A 17,474-nucleotide genomic window follows, 5' to 3' on the forward strand; every position below is an offset into this window, starting at 1 on the left:
TTCCTCTTGCAGGAACACTCATCAGGCGACGAGTTGTTCCATGATACGTTGATACATACGGGCAAGCAGCTGCAGGTCGGCGGCATTGACGCATTCATTTATTTTATGAATGGTGGCATTGACCGGCCCAAGTTCCACCACCTGTGCCCCCATGCGGGCAATAAAGCGCCCGTCGGATGTCCCGCCTGTCGTCAGTAACTGCGGTTTAATCTCATTATAGTGCTCAATGGCGTTCACCACTGCATCCACCAGTTTACCGCGTTCGGTCAGGAACGGTTGACCGGAAAGCCACCAGTCTACTGTGTAACGCAGTTGGTGCTTGTCCAACAGTTCCAATACCCGCGACTTAATCATTTCGTCGTTTAATTCGGTGCTGAAACGGAAGTTGAACTGGATAAACAGTTCGCCGGGGATAACGTTGTTGCTGCCCGTGCCCGCCTGAATATTGGCAATCTGCATGCTGGTTGCCGGGAAGAACTCATTGCCTTGATCCCACTCAATCGCCACCAGCTCATTGAGCATTGGCGCAGCCCGGTGCACCGGGTTATCGGCCAGATGTGGGTAGGCTACGTGGCCCTGCACGCCATGAATGGTCAGGTTGCAGGTCAGTGAACCACGACGTCCATTTTTCACCACGTCACCGACGATTTCGGTGCTGGACGGCTCACCGACCAGGCAATAATCCAGCCGCTCATTACGCGCCATCAGCGTTTCAACCACCTTCACGGTGCCGTTTTTAGCGCTGGCTTCTTCGTCAGAGGTTATCAAAAACGCCAGACGACCCTGATGGTCTGGATGCTGTGCGACAAAACGCTCTGCGGCCACGACCATTGCCGCCAGCGAACCTTTCATATCGGCCGCACCGCGTCCGAACAGCATGCCGTCGCGAATGGTCGGTTCAAACGGCGGATTGATCCACCGATCAACATCGCCTGCGGGCACTACGTCGGTGTGACCGGCAAATGCCAGGGTCTCACCTTTTCCGCGCCATGCCCAAAAATTCTGTGTGTCACCAAAATCCATTCGCTCAACGGTAAAACCTACCGCACGCAGGCGTTCAATCATTAACGCCTGGCACCCGGCATCATCCGGGCTCAGAGATGGACGGCGAATAAGCTGCTGTGTCAGCTCAATAACCGGGCACGACATAGATTACACCTCATTAAAAAACTGCGTATAACTGGATTCGCTGAAACCAAGCAGCATAGGCTTACCCGGCGCGCAGAGCAATGGGCGTTTGATAATTGCAGGCATTTCAATCATCAATGAGGCGGCAGCAGTGGCATTAGTGATTTGATTACGCGTTGCTTCATCCAGTTTGCGCCAGGTGGTTCCCCGCGTATTGAGCAGCGCCTCCCAGCCTAACTCGTTGATAAAGGACTGTAACAGCGTGTTGTCCAGACCGTCGACACGATAATCATGGAAGCGGTAGTCAATACCCTGCGTTTCCAGCCAGCGTCGGGCCTTTTTAATTGTATCGCAATTCTTAATGCCGTAGAGGGTGATCATGTGAATCCTTATTAACGTATTTTGAATACTTATTCTTGTATTCTCGCGTTTCTGATAATACATATTGTCATTCATTCGTTATAGAAAAATATAACATTGTTGAACAACGGTGAATAATGATTCCTGAAAGTTCCAAAATTTCACGTCGATCGGTATTTCAGAATTAACCTGTTTGCATCAGTCTGTTTTTCCATCAAAATTGTCAAAGTCGTAGATTATGTGTGAATATTTCAAAATATTGCAGTGAGTCACATAAAATTTATGGGTATAGCGCATAGTGATGACATGACCCCAAGCACTGGAGGATGTAATCACAACCATCGGTTAAATTATCTTCTTTTAATGAGGATGATTTCGTAGAATGCTCATAATAATAAGAGAGGTTGTTATGATTGAACGTGAACTGGGGAACTGGAAAGACTTTATCGAAGTGATGCTTCGTAAATAATTTTCTGGAAGAAATTCATATCCTGCAAAGGATGAAAAAGGCGACTCATCGTAAGTCGCCTTTTTTGTGCCCGATTATTCCGGGCGTGGTTTCAACGGGAAGCGTCTGCGTACCAGCACAAAGAACAGAGGCACGAAGTAAATCGCCAGGATCGTGGCTGAAATCATCCCGCCCATTACGCCAGTCCCCACCGCATGCTGGCCGCCGGAGCCAGCACCACTGCTGATTGTCATCGGCAGTACCCCGAAGATAAACGCCAGCGACGTCATCAGAATCGGACGCAAGCGCTGGCGACAGGCATGCAGTGTGGCATCGAGCAGATCGTGTCCTTTTTCGTTCATCTCATTGGCGAATTCAACAATCAATATCGCGTTCTTTGCCGAAAGCCCGATAACGGTGAGTAACCCGACCTGGAAGTACACATCGTTTTCCAGACCACGCATCCAGGTCGCCAACAGCGCGCCAATGACACCCAACGGTACGACCAGCATAACGGAGAAGGGAACCGACCAGCTCTCGTATAGCGCAGCCAGACACAGGAACACGACCAACAGTGAAATAGCGTACAGGGCAGGAGCCTGAGATCCCGATAACCGTTCCTGATAAGACATCGCTGTCCATTCGAGGCCGAATCCGGTCGGCAACTGATGGACCAGCGATTCCATGATGTCCATCGCAGTACCAGTGCTGACGCCGGGGGCTGCTTCGCCGACGATCTCGACGGCGGAGTAGCCGTTATAGCGTTCCAGACGCGGTGAACCGGTTTCCCAGCGCGATGTGGCAAAGGCCGAGAAAGGCACCATGCCGCCGCTATTGTTGCGCACGTACCACAGGTTTATATCGTCCGGGAGCATGCGGTATTTTGCCGCAGCCTGGACGTAAACCTTCTTCACGCGGCCCCTGTCCATAAAGTCGTTTACGTAACTGGAGCCCCACGCCGTTTGCAATGTGTCGTTGATGTCATCAATGGAAACGCCCAGCGCCTGAGCTTTACGCTGATCGATATCAATTTGCAGTTGCGGACTGTCATCCAGGCCGTTATGACGAACACGGGTCAGTGAAGAGTCGTTCCCGGCAAGCTCAATTAATTTGTCGCGTGCGGCCATTAACGCGTCATGTCCCGCACCAGCGTGATCCTGCAGCTCCATATCGAAACCGGCAGAGCTTCCGAGGCCACTGATAGCCGGAGGGCTACTGGCGAAGACGCGGGCTTCTTTAATCTTATTGAAGGCTTTGGTTGCACGCTCGATAATGGCAAAGGAGGTACCGGTAGTGGTATCTCGCTCATCCCAGTCTTTTAAGCGGACAAACATACGCGCCACGTTTTGACCGTTCCCGCCAGGGCCGGAACCGACCGTGGAGAAGACGGACATAATGTTGTCTTTCTCATGGGTGAAGTAATACTTCTCCACTTCCTCAACCACTTTCAACGTTTGCTGCTGCGTGGAGCCGCTCGGCAACTGTACCGAGGTGGTAAACATCCCGCGGTCTTCTAACGGCAAGAAGGACGTTGGCAGGCGCAGGAACAGGAACACCATGCCGCCAAGCAGCAGTCCGTAGATCAGTATCCAGCGCAGGCTGCGATGCAGGATCCGCGCAACGCCTTTTTCGTAACGCTCAGCGTTGCGGTTAAACATCCGATTAAACCAGCCGAAGAAGCCTGTTTGACCATGATGCTCACCTTTATGCAGCGGTTTAAGTAGCGTAGCGCACAGGGCAGGGGTCAGGATCATCGCCACCAGAACAGACAGCACCATTGCGGAGACGATAGTAATTGAGAACTGGCGGTAAATAGCCCCTGTCGTGCCACCGAAGAAGGCCATCGGGATAAACACCGCCGACAGCACCATGGCGATACCGACCAGCGCTCCCTGGATTTGCCCCATCGATTTTCGCGTCGCTTCACGCGGTGAGAGGCCTTCCTCACTCATAATACGCTCGACGTTTTCCACCACCACGATGGCATCATCGACCAGCAGGCCAATTGCCAGCACCATTGCAAACATTGTTAAGGTGTTGACGCTGTAGCCAAAACCATAAAGCACGGAGAAGGTGCCCATCAGGACGACGGGAACGGCGATGGTCGGGATAAGCGTGGCGCGGAAGTTTTGCAGAAACAGATACATCACGAGGAATACCAGCGCGATGGCTTCCAGCAGCGTTTTCACCACGTCGATAATTGAGGCTTTAACAAAGGAGGTGGTTTCATACGCGACCTTGTATTCCAGCCCGTGCGGGAAATACTGTGACAGTTCGTCAAGGCGGTTAAGCACCAGCTCTGCCGTTGCCATTTCATTGGCGCCGGAGGCCAGTTTAACCCCCAGACCGGAAGCCGGGTTGCCATTAAACCGGCTGAGGTAGTCGTACTTTTCCGCACCCATTTCAACCGTGGCGACGTCGCCCAGTTTAACTTCAGACCCGTCCTGGTTAACGCGAAGCGTAATTGCACGGAATTCATCCGGCGTTTGCAGCAGGGACTGGGCGTTGATCGTCGCATTTAGCGCCTGTTTGTCCACCGAAGGCGTACCGCCAAGTTGCCCAACCGCAATTTGCGCATTCTGTGATTCAATAGCGTCAGTCACATCTTTGGCGGTCATCTGAAAGCTGTTAAGTTTGGCCGGGTCGAGCCAGATACGCATCGAGTACTGTGAACTGTAAGCATCAATATCCCCTACACCGTTAATACGGCTAAGCGGGTCCTGAATATTACTCGCCACGTAGTCGGCGATGTCCTGCTTATCCATTGAGCCATCGGTGGAGACGAAGGCGATTGTCAGAATATTGGTGTCCCCGGTCTTACGCACCGTGACCCCCTGATCCTGTACCGCCTGCGGCAGCTTACGCATTGCCGATTGCAGCTGGTTTTGCACCTGCTGGACGGCCTCGTCAGGATCGGTTCCGGCAACGAAGCTAAGCGTCACCGTAGCCTGGCCTGTCCCGCTGCTCTGCGACGACATATACATCAGGTTATCGAGACCGGTCATGTTCTGCTCGATCACCTGGGTGACGGTGTTTTCCAGAGTCTGAGCCGATGCGCCAGGATAGTTGGCGGTGACCCGCACGTTTGGCGGTGCCAGGTCGGGATATTGCTCAACGGGCAGCGAAAAAATAGCCAGGGCTCCTGTCAGGCACAACAGGATAGCTAACACCCAGGCAAAAATGGGGCGATCGATGAAAAAATTCGCCATTAAAAGAGGACCTCGTGTTTCTGCGTATCGTTATGGGTATGGCTTGCTTCACTTTAGCGGCAAGGTACGGGTCAAACGTGGAGAAAAAAAGAAGATAATGTAAATTATCATGCCCGTTTACAGCATACCTTTCGTGCCAACGCCATCAGGCCTGGATCCAGACCCGACGGCGCTTTGCGGTTCTTTACGTTAGCTCACTGTCTGATTCAGCTGAACGGAAACTGATACTCACCAGCGTTCCCCCGCCGGAAGGTTGCGAGAAGGTCAGCATACCGCTGAGTCTCTCTGCACGCTCACGCATGATATTCAGACCGTAGTGCCCCGTAGGCTCATGAGGCTCACCGATACCGACACCGTTATCACGGATATAAACGGTATGATTACCATCCGGCGCGGTAACACAGCTGACAGCAATTTCGCTGGCATTGGCATGCTTAATGGCATTCAGCACCGCTTCACGGACGATTTGTAACAGATGCACCTGCATTTGCGCGTCCAGTGCCAGTGTTGGCAGTCGACAATCGAGAGTCAGTTTAGCCGATGTTTGATTTTGCAACGTTTCCAGCATTTCATGCAGGGCAGAAGGCAAATCGGCCTGCTGTAAGGTCAGGCGGAAGGTGGTAAGCAGTTCGCGCAATTGGCGATAAGCATCATTCAGCGCCTGGGAGAAGTCCGCCATGATGCTTTGCGCCGGAACGTTATCCTGCGGAATAGCACGTTTCAGTAGCGTAAGCTGAATACGTAAATAAGAGAGCACCTGCGCCAGCGAGTCGTGCAGCTCGCGGGCGATAGTTGCTCGCTCTTCCATTAGCAGCAGTTGCTGAAAATGCTTTTGCGCCTGGTTGAAGTACAGCCCGCGCCCGAGCATAGTTGATACGCTGTTGAGCAGTGGTGTGGAAGCATTCACATTCGGGCTTTGCCAGTGCAGTTCACCGTAAACTGTATCTTGCATCGTGACGGGCAGGATCTGCATTGGCAGTTCAGGGCTTGCCGTTCCTTCGCTGATTCGCCAGTTATCACCGACGGTGAGCTCCAGGAAATACGCGGCGTCATGTTCGCGGACAATCTGTAAAATATGGCGGAAGCAGTACACATCAATCTGGCTGGTATTCAGTGCCTGGGAACATTGATATAACACTTCCAGGCGGCGATTGGCTTCGTGGAGATCGTGGGTTTTCTCGGCGACGGAGGCTTCCAGTGAACGGTACAGCTTATGCAACTCACTCGACATCTGGCTAAACGTTTTTGCCAGTAATCCCAGTTCGTTGGGGAGTTGTGTATCCAGCGGTGAGATATCAAACCGACCGTGTTCAATATGCTGGCTGGCCATCACCAGCTTATTCAGCGGACGCCCCACCTGCTGGCGAATACGCCGTAGCGTAAAGAAGACGAGGGTGAAGATGCCGATCCCCCCCGCCAGCGATATGCCAAAAACCAACATCACCTTGCGTTCGGCATAATGCTGAAGTGCCAGCACGAAGAGATCGATTTGATCGACATAGCTATTGATATTGGCCTGGTACCATTTTAAATCGCCATCGATCAGACGGGCGTTCATTTCCAGCCAGTTGGCATGCAGGCGGCCATAGCGGCTTTTTACCGCTTGCGGGACATACCATGCGTTCAGATTTTGTAATGCGGGCGAGTTTAACGCCTGCTGGAAAAGCTGGCGGTGAGCGTTGAGCTGTGGGCTTTGGCTTTGCAGATCGTAACCCAAACGGTAGCTTTGCATGCGCAATGAGCCCGCAACGTTGATGGCCTCAGCATCCCGCAAGCTGCTGGTCAGCGTAAGCAGTGCAATACCCGTTGAGAGAATCGACAGCAACACTATATAGAAAAAAGCCTTAGCCAGGCTGGCTGAGACCGGACGCTTTACCGTCACTTGCGCACCCTCACACAATTCACGCCCCGCTCCGACTCAACCTGAACGATTCAGCGTATTTGATAAATGTTAAAAAAAGTAATCATGAAACTGATTGTTAAATGAAACACAATTTCATATTCGATGAAATAAATTGATCTGCCACAGGTTCTGGATAAATAGTTGTGCTTCCTGGGCAAATGAACATTGCCGCCCTCTTCAGGGTCGGTTAATAACAACAGTCATATAAAGAATAAGGTTTTCGCAACCAAAAAAGAAGGAAGCCATGAATCGTTTTATTATGGTCAATAGCCAACAGTGCCTGGGATGCCACGCCTGTGAGGTCGCCTGTGTCATGGCCCACAACGGCGAGCAGCATGTCCTGAGCCAACGGCATTTTCAGCCCCGAATTACTGTCATCAAGCATCAGCAACAACGCAGTGCAGTCACCTGCCACCACTGTGAAGATGCCCCCTGCGCCAGAAGTTGCCCGAATGGGGCCATTAGTCATGAGTACGACAGCGTTCAGGTAAATGCGCAAAAGTGTATTGGCTGCAAATCGTGCGTCGTGGCCTGTCCTTTTGGTACGATGCAGATCGTACTCACTCCGGTCGCTAAAGGAAAGGTAAAAGCAACGGCGCACAAATGCGACCTGTGTCATGGGCGTGAAGAGGGCCCGGCTTGCGTGGAGAACTGTCCGGCGCAGGCGTTGCAACTGGTGACGGAGAATTCGCTTACCGGTCTGTCAAAAGCGCGCAGGTTGCGTACCGCCAGTCTGGAAAGCCAGCCATGGCATACCAGCGCTACCGATTTTGTTCCACATATCATCACCAAACGTGAGCAAATGCAGGCGACGCCTGCGCGTGGCGAGCCTGATAAACTGCCGATTGAGGCGCGTAAAACCAGTTTTGAAGAGATCTATCTGCCGTTTCGCACAGTGCAGGCTGAACGGGAAGCGTCCCGCTGCCTGAAATGCGGCGACCACAGTATTTGCGAATGGACCTGCCCGCTGCATAACCACATCCCGCAGTGGATTGAACTGGTAAAAGCCGGGAATATCGATGCGGCGGTTGAGCTTTCTCACCAGACCAACTGCTTACCCGAAGTGACCGGGCGCGTGTGCCCGCAGGACCGACTCTGCGAAGGAGCCTGTACCGTGCGTAACGAGCATGGCGCGGTGACTATCGGTAATATTGAGCGTTACATCTCCGATCGGGCGCTGAGCAAAGGATGGCGACCCGACTTAAGCCATGTGCAGAAAGTCGATAAACGCGTTGCCATCATCGGCGCAGGTCCGGCGGGCCTGGCCTGCGCGGATGTGCTGGCGCGTAGCGGTATCAGCGCTACCGTGTACGATCGCCACCCCGAAATCGGCGGTTTGCTGACGTTCGGCATTCCGGCCTTCAAACTGGACAAATCGCTGCTGACGCGTCGCCGTGAAATCTTCAGCGCCATGGGTATTCATTTCGAACTTAACTGTGAAGTGGGTAAGGACGTCGCACTTGAAAAGTTGCTGGAGGATTACGATGCCGTGTTCGTGGGGGTGGGAACCTATCGTTCCATGAAGGCGGACCTGCCAAATGAAGACGCGCCTGGCGTGTATGACGCGCTGCCGTTCCTGATTGCCAATACCAAGCAGGTGATGGGGCTGGACGAGTTGCCTGAAGAGCCGTTTATCGACACCGCAGGGCTGAACGTGGTCGTGCTGGGCGGCGGTGATACGGCGATGGATTGTGTACGTACCGCGCTGCGTCACGGTGCAAGCCAGGTGACCTGCGCCTATCGTCGTGATGAAGCCAACATGCCGGGTTCGAAAAAAGAGGTGAAGAACGCGCGTGAAGAGGGGGCCAATTTCGAGTTTAACGTCCAGCCGGTGGAGCTGGTGCTGAATGCCGACGGTCGCGTCAGCGGCGTGCGTTTCTTACGAACCCAGCTCGGTGAGCCTGATGCGCAGGGGCGTCGTCGCCCGGTTCCCATCGCCGGGAGTGAGTTTGTCATGCCAGCAGATGCGGTGATCATGGCGTTTGGTTTTCACCCGCATGGCATGCCGTGGCTCGAGAGTCAGGGTGTGAAGGTCGATAACTGGGGACGTATTGCCGCCGATGTTGAAAGCGCATACCGTTATCAAACCAGCAACCCGAAAATCTTTGCCGGTGGTGATGCGGTTCGCGGTGCGGATCTGGTTGTTACAGCGATGGCGGAAGGGCGGCATGCCGCACAAGGCATCATTGATTGGCTGGGTGTAAAATCAGTCAAATCTCACTAATCAGCGTCCAGGCCGGATAAAACGCGTTAGCGTTGCCATCCGGCAATGTGCCGGATGAATGCCTGATGGCGCTTTGCTTATCAGGCATTCATAGTTCCAGGACAAACCCGGTTTCACGGCGTAGTATTATTTCTCACTTCTCACCGTGGAGTCGGTATGTCGCAAAAAATCACCCTCATCAAAGATAAAGTCCTGTCCGATAACTACTTCATCCTGCGCAATATCACCTATGACCTGACCCGCAGCAATGGCGAGGTCATTCGCCACAAACGTGAGGTTTACGATCGCGGTAACGGTGCCACAGTTTTGCTGTATAACCCGGAGAAAAAAACCGTCGTGCTGACCCGTCAGTTTCGTATTGCGACCTGGGTTAACGGCAATGAAAGTGGACAATTGATTGAAGCCTGCGCCGGGTTGCTGGACAACGATGAGCCGGAAGTTTGCATTCGTAAAGAAGCCATTGAAGAGACTGGCTATGAAGTGGGCGAAGCACGGAAACTTTTTGAGTTATATATGTCGCCGGGTGGCGTGACGGAGATAATCCACTTTTTTATCGCGCAATACAGTGACAGTCAGCGCGCAAATGCGGGTGGCGGTATTGAAGATGAGGATATTGAAGTACTGGAATTGCCTTTTGAACAGGCACTGTCGATGATCAAAACGGGCGAGATTCGCGACGGGAAAACGGTGCTGCTACTGAACTACCTGCAATCGTCGCATCTTATGGATTAGCGATCAGGGCTTATATTTCTTTACAAAGATACAGGCCAATCCGACGATTCTTATTGAGCCTCATTAGTCGCGCAAGGAAGATACCGCCTGGGCTGTGTGTTTTGATTTCGGAGTTGTACCGTCCATGCGCTATCGCATTATTTTCGTGTTCCTGCTCGGCCTGCTACCGGCCCATTTGCTGTGGGCGGCGCCTGCGCAACAGGCGTTTGCTGACTGGCAGGTGACGTGCAATAACCAAAACTTCTGCGTTGCGCGAAATACGGGAGATCATCACGGTCTGGTGATGACCCTGAGCCGCAGCGCCGGGGCACATACCGATGCCGTGTTGCGTATTGAACTTGGCGGTATGGATTCTCCTGATGTCAAAGAGGCAGATATTGCGCCGCGCTTGCTGCTGGACGGCGCACCACTCCCACTGGCCGGTGAACACTGGCGTCTTACGCCCTGGCATTTGATGACGGATGATCCGGCTACCATCGCTACATTTTTACAAGCCGTGCAGGATGCGAAAGCCATTACCCTGCAAAAAGGTACGCAAACGCTTTCTCTGTCTGGGCTGAAAGCAGCATTGTTGTTTATTGATGCGCAACAAAAGCGCGTCGGTAGCGAAACCGCCTGGATTGAGAAAGGTGACGAGCCGCCGCTCAGCGTTCCGCCAGCTCCCGCTCTGAAAGGTGTGGCGGTGGTTAATTCCACGCCAACGCCACTCACTCAACAGGAGCGTAATGAGCTGTTGGATTATGGCAACTGGCGGATCAATGGCATCCGCTGTTCACTCGATCCCATGCGTCGTGAGATGCGGGTTTTCGCCTTAACGGACGACAAAGCTCTGCTGATGATCGGCTGCGAAGCAGGGGCATACAACACGATCGATCTGGCATGGACCGTTTCTCGTACCACACCGTTTACCTCTCGCGCTGTACGTCTGAGCCTGCCATTTAAAACCGATGCTGACAGTACCGACATGGAGCTGACCAACGCTACGTTTGACGAGAAATCTCGCGAATTGGTCACTCTCGCCAAAGGGCGAGGTTTATCGGACTGCGGGATCCAGACACGCTGGCGGTTTGACGGCCAGCGCTTTCGTTTGGTGCGTTACGCACAAGAGCCAAGCTGTGATAACTGGCATGGACCAGATGCCTGGCCCACGCTGTGGATCACGCGTTAATTTAATGCCGGATGCGACTGCGCCTTATACGGCCTGATGGTGATAGATGTCGTAGGCCTGATAAGACGCGTGAGCGTCGCCATCAGGCGTTCAGCACCTTATGCGCTTTGTCGACGATGTTCTCCACCGTAAAGCCGAAGAACGGGAACAGCTTGTCTGCCGGGGCAGATTCCCCATAACCGGTCATGCCGACAATAGCCCCTTTCAGGCCGACATATTTGTACCAATAGTCGGCAATACCCGCTTCTATCGCCACGCGTGCGCTGACGTTTGCCGGCAGGACCGACTCCCGGTACGCCTCATCCTGGGCGTCGAAGATATCAGTTGAGGGCAGAGAAACTACCCGTACGTTACGGCCTTCACCGGTCAGTTTTTCCGCCGCCAGCAATGTAATTTCCATTTCTGAACCTGTGGCAATCAGGATGACATCCGGCTTACCGCCGCTATCCTTCAGCACATAGCCGCCGCGGGCAATCTGCTGCACCTGCTCAGGCGTGCGTTCAACCTGTGCCAGATTCTGCCTGGAGAGGATCAGCGCCGTAGGGCCGTTATGACGCTCGACTGCCAGCTTCCAACCCACTGCCGCTTCAACCTGATCGCACGGTCGCCAGGTGCTGAAATTCGGCGTCAGTCGCAGGCTGGCGAGCTGTTCGACGGCCTGATGCGTGGGACCGTCTTCCCCCAGACCAATTGAGTCGTGGGTATAAACCATAATTTGTCGGGCTTTCATCAGCGCCGCCATGCGCGCGGCATTACGGGCATATTCAACAAACATCAGGAACGTTGCGGTGTACGGTACGAAGCCACCGTGGTGCGCGATACCGTTGGCAATGGCGGTCATGCCAAATTCACGCACGCCGTAGTGGATGTAGTTTCCTGCGTGATCCTCTTTAAGAGAAGTGGAGCCTTTCCAGATGGTCAGGTTGCTGGGCGCAAGATCCGCCGAGCCGCCAAGCAGTTCGGGTAGTATCGGTCCGTAGGTGTTCAGGGTATTTTGCGAGGCCTTACGGGTGGCGATTTTGGCCGGGTTGGCCTGCAGGTCGGTAATATATTTCCGGGTCGTTTCTTCCCATGCTTCCGGCAGTTCTCCGCTCATCCGGCGGGTAAACTCTGCCGCCAGTTCCGGATGCGCTTGTCGATACGCCGCGAATTTCTCATTCCAGTCCTGTTGCGCTTTTTCGCCTTTCTCACGCGCGTCCCACGCCCGATAAATCTCTTTCGGGATCTCAAAAGCTGGATGATGCCAGCCCAGTTTCTGTCGGGCCAGGGCCACTTCTTCTTCACCTAACGGCGCACCGTGCGCTTCCTCTTTCCCGGCTTTATTCGGTGATCCAAAACCAATCACCGTGCGGCAGATAATCAGCGACGGCTTGTCGGTAACGCTTTGCGCTTCCTGAATCGCTTTTTTCACCGCTTCAGGATCATGACCGTCAATATCGTGTATCACATGCCAGTGGTAGGCTTCAAAGCGTTTCGCGGTATCGTCGGTAAACCAGCCTTTGGTTTCGCCATCAATTGAGATGCCGTTGTGATCGTAGAAGCCGATGAGTTTGCCCAGTCCCAGCGTGCCCGCCAGCGAACAGACTTCGTGGGAAATCCCCTCCATCAGACAACCGTCGCCCATAAAAACCCAGGTGAAGTGGTCGACAATCTCATGGTCCGGCTGGTTAAACTGCGCCGCCAGCGTGCGTTCAGCAATCGCCATTCCGACAGCGTTGGCTAAACCCTGGCCCAGCGGCCCGGTGGTGGTTTCCACGCCCGGTGTGTAGCCAAGCTCAGGGTGGCCGGGCGTTTTTGAATGCAACTGGCGGAAGTTCTTTAATTCTTCCAGCGGCAGGTCATAGCCGGAAAGATGCAGCAGGCTGTAAAGCAGCATTGAGGCGTGGCCGTTGGACAAAATAAACCGATCGCGATCGTACCAGTGAGGATCGCTCGGATTATGGCGGAGAAAATCGTTCCACAGCACTTCGGCGATATCTGCCATCCCCATCGGTGCGCCGGGATGGCCTGAGTTGGCTTTTTGGACGGCATCCATACTCAGCGCACGAATGGCATTGGCAAGCTCTTTACGGGTCATAGGAAATACTCCTTGAAAAGTAAAGCGTTAGAGCGTGTGTTAATTCACACTTTTGGAGAATTTGCAGGCGTTGTCAGCAAAAAGCATAGCAGACAGGCATGGTATTGCTGGCTTAAGCAGGTAACATGGCTGTTATAAATTGATAACAAATTCTTTCTTTGAGTAGTGAGAGTTTGGCGACCTTCAAAGTTTGCGCCGCTGACAGAGGTGATAATGTGCGGCTCAATAGAAGGGTTACCTGCGACACTTTTTTGATCGATACGTGAAAGGAACAACAAGATGGATGACCAGTTAAAACAAAGCGCCCTCGATTTCCACGAATTTCCAGTACCAGGCAAAATTCAGGTTTCTCCGACCAAACCGCTTGCCACTCAACGTGACCTTGCGCTGGCCTATTCACCCGGTGTTGCAGCTCCGTGTCTGGAAATTGAAAAAGACCCGCTGGCCGCCTACAAATACACCGCGCGCGGTAATCTGGTTGCGGTTATTTCCAACGGTACGGCGGTGCTGGGGCTGGGCAACATTGGCGCGCTGGCTGGCAAGCCGGTGATGGAAGGGAAAGGCGTTCTGTTTAAGAAATTCGCCGGGATTGACGTGTTTGACATCGAAGTTGATGAACTCGACCCGGATAAATTTATCAACGTGGTCGCGGCTCTTGAGCCGACGTTTGGCGGTATCAACCTCGAGGATATCAAAGCGCCGGAATGCTTCTACATTGAGCAAAAGCTGCGTGAGCGCATGAATATTCCGGTCTTCCACGACGATCAGCACGGCACGGCAATCATCAGTACCGCCGCCATTCTTAACGGTCTGCGGGTGGTGGAGAAAAATATCTCCGACGTGCGCATGGTGGTGTCTGGCGCAGGTGCTGCGGCGATTGCCTGTATGAACCTGCTGGTGGCGCTGGGCATGCAGAAACACAACATTGTGGTCTGCGACTCCAAAGGCGTGATTTATAAAGATCGTGAACCGAATATGGCCGAAACCAAAGCGGCCTACGCGGTGGTGGATGACGGTAAGCGCACGCTGGACGACGTGATTGATGGCGCAGACATTTTCCTCGGTTGCTCCGGCCCGAAAGTGCTGACCCAGGAAATGGTCAAGAAAATGGCGCGCGCGCCGATGATTCTTGCACTCGCTAACCCGGAACCGGAAATTCTGCCGCCGCTGGCAAAAGAGGTACGTCCCGACGCCATCATCTGCACCGGCCGCTCTGATTATCCGAACCAGGTTAATAACGTACTGTGCTTCCCGTTCATCTTCCGCGGCGCGCTGGACGTCGGTGCAACCGCCATCAACGAAGAGATGAAGCTGGCCGCGGTACATGCCATTGCGGAACTGGCGCATGCCGAGCAGAGCGAAGTTGTGGCCTCTGCCTATGGCGATCAGGACCTGAGCTTTGGCCCGGAATACATTATTCCTAAACCGTTCGACCCGCGCCTGATCGTCAAAATAGCGCCTGCGGTGGCGAAGGCGGCGATGGACTCTGGTGTGGCAACGCGTCCGATTGCCGACTTTGACGCTTACATCGATAAGCTGACTGAATTCGTCTACAAAACCAACCTGTTCATGAAGCCGATTTTCTCCCTGGCACGCAAAGCGCCGAAGCGTGTGGTGCTGACGGAAGGGGAAGAAGCGCGCGTACTGCATGCTACCCAGGAATTGATCACTTTAGGGCTGGCAAAACCAATCCTGATCGGTCGTCCGAGCGTTATTGAAATGCGTATCCAGAAACTGGGGCTGCAGATCAAAGCGGGCGTCGATTTTGAAATAGTCAACAACGAATCCGATCCGCGCTTTAAAGAGTACTGGAGTGAGTATTATCAGATCATGAAGCGCCGTGGGATCACCCAGGAGCAGGCGCAGCGTGCGGTGATTGCCAACACTACGGTGATCGGTGCAATCATGGTGCAGCGTGGCGAAGCGGATGCGATGATCTGCGGTACGATTGGCGACTACCATGAGCACTTCAGCGTGGTGAAAGAGGTGTTTGGTCATCGTGACGGCGTGCATACTGCCGGGGCGATGAACGCCTTGCTGCTGCCAAGTGGTAACACTTTTATCGCCGATACTTACGTCAACGACGATCCTACGCCTGAGCAACTGGCGGAAATCGCCGTGATGGCGGCAGAGACTGTGCGTCGCTTTGGTATTGAACCGAAGGTGGCGTTGCTGTCGCATTCCAACTTTGGCTCATCTAACTGCCCGTCGGCCAGCAAAATGCGCGAAGCGCTGGCGCTGATTAAGGCACGTGCGCCAGAACTGATGATTGACGGTGAAATGCACGGTGACGCCGCGCTGGTGGAAAGTATTCGTAATGACCGGATGCCGGACAGCCCGCTGAAAGGCTCCGCCAATATTCTGGTTATGCCGAATATGGAAGCCGCGCGTATTAGTTACAACTTACTACGAGTTTCAAGTTCCGAGGGCGTAACGGTTGGCCCGGTACTGATGGGCGTAGCGAAACCGGTTCACGTATTAACACCGATCGCCTCTGTTCGTCGTATCGTTAATATGGTGGCGCTGGCGGTCGTTGAAGCACAGACTCAGCCGCTGTAATTTCACTTTAATTAATTCCGGCGCGGGTTTCTCCCGCGCCTTTTTATTTCCCTTTTCTTAGTGATCCACTTCACCTTTTAAACCTGGTTGCCGAATTTTGTTATTTACTCTGACAAAAAATTGCCACGATGGGGGCAGTTTTAGCGGAGGCGGTGAGCAATGGAAAAAGAACGCATTATTCAGGAATTTGTGCCGGGGAAACAGGTCACGCTGGCGCATCTCATTGCGCACCCCGGTGAGGAACTGGCGAAAAAGATCGGCGTTCCCGAAGCGGGCGCTATCGGCATTATGACGCTGACGCCAGGTGAAACCGCAATGATTGCTGGTGACTTAGCCATGAAAGCGGCGGATGTACACATCGGCTTTCTCGATAGATTCAGCGGCGCGCTGGTGATCTACGGCTCGGTTGGCGCGGTAGAAGAAGCGTTATTACAGACGGTAAGCGGTCTGGGGCGATTATTAAATTTCACTTTGTGCAACCTGACAAAAAGTTAATCCGAGGCGGCGATGAAACGTATTGCATTTGTCGGTACGGTGGGGGCGGGGAAAACAACGCTCTTTAATGCGCTACAGGGGAATTATTCCCTCGCCAGAAAAACACAGGCCGTGGAGTTTAATGAAAACGGCGATATCGATACGCCAGGAGAATATTTTAGCCATCCGCGCTGGTATCACGCCTTAATTACCACGCTGCAGGATGTCGATACGTTGATTTATATACATGCGGCAAATGATAAAGAAAGTCGCTTACCTGCCGGGCTGTTGGATATCGGCGCCAGTAAACGACAAATCGCCGTTATCAGCAAAACGGATGTGCCGGATGCCAATGTCGCCGCAACGCGACAATTACTTCGCGGGCTAGGGTTTCAGGAGCCGATTTTTGAGCTCAATAGCCACGACCCAAGCAGTGTGCAGCACCTGGTGGATTATCTGACTGAGCTCAGCCAAAAGGAGGAAAGGGCAGGTGAAAAAACTCATCACAGCTAACGATATTCGTGCGGCCCACGCACGCGGCGAACAGGACGTATCGGTTGTTCTGCGCGCCAGCATCATCACCCCGGAGGCGCGCGAAGTTGCGGCGCTGCTCGGCGTCACTATCACTGAATGCGATGAATCCGCGCCAACTGCCACCGCACCTGCTGCGGTGGATGACGGCAAAACGGAAAGCCAGCGTATTCGTGAAACCATCATTGCACAACTGCCGGAAGGACAGTTTACCGAAAGCCTGGTCGCGCAGCTGATGGACAAAGTGATGAAAGAAAAGCAGTCGCTGGAGCAGGGCGGAATGCAGCCGAGCTTTGCCTCGGTGACCGGTAAAGGCGGCGTGAAAGTTATCGACGGCAGCAGTGTGAAGTTTGGCCGTTTTGATGGCGCGCAACCGCACTGCGTCGGCTTAACCGACTTAGTCACTGACCAGGACGGTAGCAGCATGGCCGCCGGGTTTATGCAGTGGGATAACGCATTTTTCCCATGGACGCTGAACTACGACGAAATCGACATGATTCTGGAAGGCGAGCTGCACGTTCGCCATGAAGGCGAAACCATGATTGCCAAAGCCGGGGACGTGATGTTTATCCCGAAAGGCTCCAGCATCGAATTTGGTACGCCATCAACAGTGAAGTTCCTGTATGTGGCCTGGCCTGCGAACTGGCAGTCCTGCTAAGGC

Annotated in this window: 13 protein-coding genes; 8 read left to right on the top strand and 5 right to left on the bottom strand. The window is 53.5% G+C overall.

Translation table 11 applies throughout. The annotated features are described in order from the left end of the window. Positions 1-21: 21 nt before the first annotated feature. Positions 22-1,149: a succinyl-diaminopimelate desuccinylase gene (gene dapE, locus OGY19_RS03510; RefSeq protein ID WP_061068318.1), complete on the bottom strand. Its 1,128-nt coding sequence runs from the start codon at positions 1,147-1,149 to the stop codon at positions 22-24. A gap of 3 nt (positions 1,150-1,152) precedes the next feature. Next, complete coding sequence (locus OGY19_RS03515; RefSeq protein ID WP_115601680.1) at positions 1,153-1,509, bottom strand: ArsC family reductase; 357 nt, start codon at positions 1,507-1,509, stop codon at positions 1,153-1,155. Between the two features lie 388 nt (positions 1,510-1,897). On the opposite strand from OGY19_RS03515, the gene ypfM reads away from it, so the two are divergent. Next, complete coding sequence (ypfM, locus tag OGY19_RS03520; RefSeq protein ID WP_001386977.1) at positions 1,898-1,957, top strand: protein YpfM; 60 nt, start codon at positions 1,898-1,900, stop codon at positions 1,955-1,957. 74 nt (positions 1,958-2,031) lie between these two features. On the opposite strand, the gene acrD is transcribed toward ypfM, so the two are convergent. Continuing rightward, positions 2,032-5,145 (bottom strand): multidrug efflux RND transporter permease AcrD, encoded by a 3,114-nt coding sequence (acrD, locus tag OGY19_RS03525; RefSeq protein ID WP_286596229.1) that lies wholly within the window; start codon positions 5,143-5,145, stop codon positions 2,032-2,034. 184 nt (positions 5,146-5,329) lie between these two features. Next, a complete protein-coding gene (gene narQ, locus OGY19_RS03530; RefSeq protein ID WP_286596230.1) occupies positions 5,330-7,027 on the bottom strand; it encodes a nitrate/nitrite two-component system sensor histidine kinase NarQ in 1,698 nt (565 codons plus the stop codon). Positions 7,028-7,292: 265 nt separating this feature from the next. Here narQ and aegA point away from each other — a divergent pair, with 265 nt between their 5' ends. From aegA to OGY19_RS03545, 3 genes are all read left to right on the top strand, one after another. Further along, positions 7,293-9,272, top strand: coding sequence for a formate-dependent uric acid utilization protein AegA (gene aegA / locus OGY19_RS03535; protein ID WP_115601682.1), 1,980 nt, complete (start codon positions 7,293-7,295; stop codon positions 9,270-9,272). Positions 9,273-9,428: 156 nt separating this feature from the next. Then, entirely contained in the window at positions 9,429-10,004 is a 576-nt protein-coding gene (gene nudK / locus OGY19_RS03540; protein WP_061068315.1) for a GDP-mannose pyrophosphatase NudK, read from the top strand. Positions 10,005-10,128: 124 nt separating this feature from the next. After that, the gene (locus OGY19_RS03545; protein WP_048212548.1) at positions 10,129-11,172 is read left to right on the top strand and encodes a DUF1176 domain-containing protein; all 1,044 of its coding nucleotides are present in this window, start codon (positions 10,129-10,131) and stop codon (positions 11,170-11,172) included. Between the two features lie 82 nt (positions 11,173-11,254). Here the strand turns inward: OGY19_RS03545 and tkt are convergent, their stop codons facing one another. Beyond that, on the bottom strand, positions 11,255-13,249 hold the full coding sequence (tkt, locus tag OGY19_RS03550) for a transketolase (RefSeq protein ID WP_115601683.1): 1,995 nt from the start codon (positions 13,247-13,249) through the stop codon (positions 11,255-11,257). 279 nt (positions 13,250-13,528) lie between these two features. On the opposite strand from tkt, the gene maeB reads away from it, so the two are divergent. From maeB to eutQ, 4 genes are all read left to right on the top strand, one after another. Beyond that, a complete protein-coding gene (gene maeB, locus OGY19_RS03555) occupies positions 13,529-15,808 on the top strand; it encodes an NADP-dependent oxaloacetate-decarboxylating malate dehydrogenase (RefSeq protein WP_115601684.1) in 2,280 nt (759 codons plus the stop codon). Positions 15,809-15,967: 159 nt separating this feature from the next. Beyond that, positions 15,968-16,303: an ethanolamine utilization microcompartment protein EutS gene (eutS, locus tag OGY19_RS03560; RefSeq protein ID WP_003037995.1), complete on the top strand. Its 336-nt coding sequence runs from the start codon at positions 15,968-15,970 to the stop codon at positions 16,301-16,303. Between the two features lie 12 nt (positions 16,304-16,315). Next, the gene (gene eutP, locus OGY19_RS03565) at positions 16,316-16,795 is read left to right on the top strand and encodes an ethanolamine utilization acetate kinase EutP (protein ID WP_048210959.1); all 480 of its coding nucleotides are present in this window, start codon (positions 16,316-16,318) and stop codon (positions 16,793-16,795) included. Further along, positions 16,773-17,471 carry an ethanolamine utilization acetate kinase EutQ gene (gene eutQ, locus OGY19_RS03570; RefSeq protein WP_115601685.1) on the top strand — a complete coding sequence of 233 codons (699 nt, stop codon included), beginning with the start codon at positions 16,773-16,775 and terminating at the stop codon, positions 17,469-17,471. The genes eutP and eutQ overlap by 23 nt, the downstream gene beginning before the upstream one ends. The last annotated feature ends 3 nt before the right edge of the window (positions 17,472-17,474 follow it).

This window comes from Citrobacter sp. Cy070, from assembly GCF_030332245.1.
Taxonomy (GTDB): domain Bacteria; phylum Pseudomonadota; class Gammaproteobacteria; order Enterobacterales; family Enterobacteriaceae; genus Citrobacter; species Citrobacter youngae.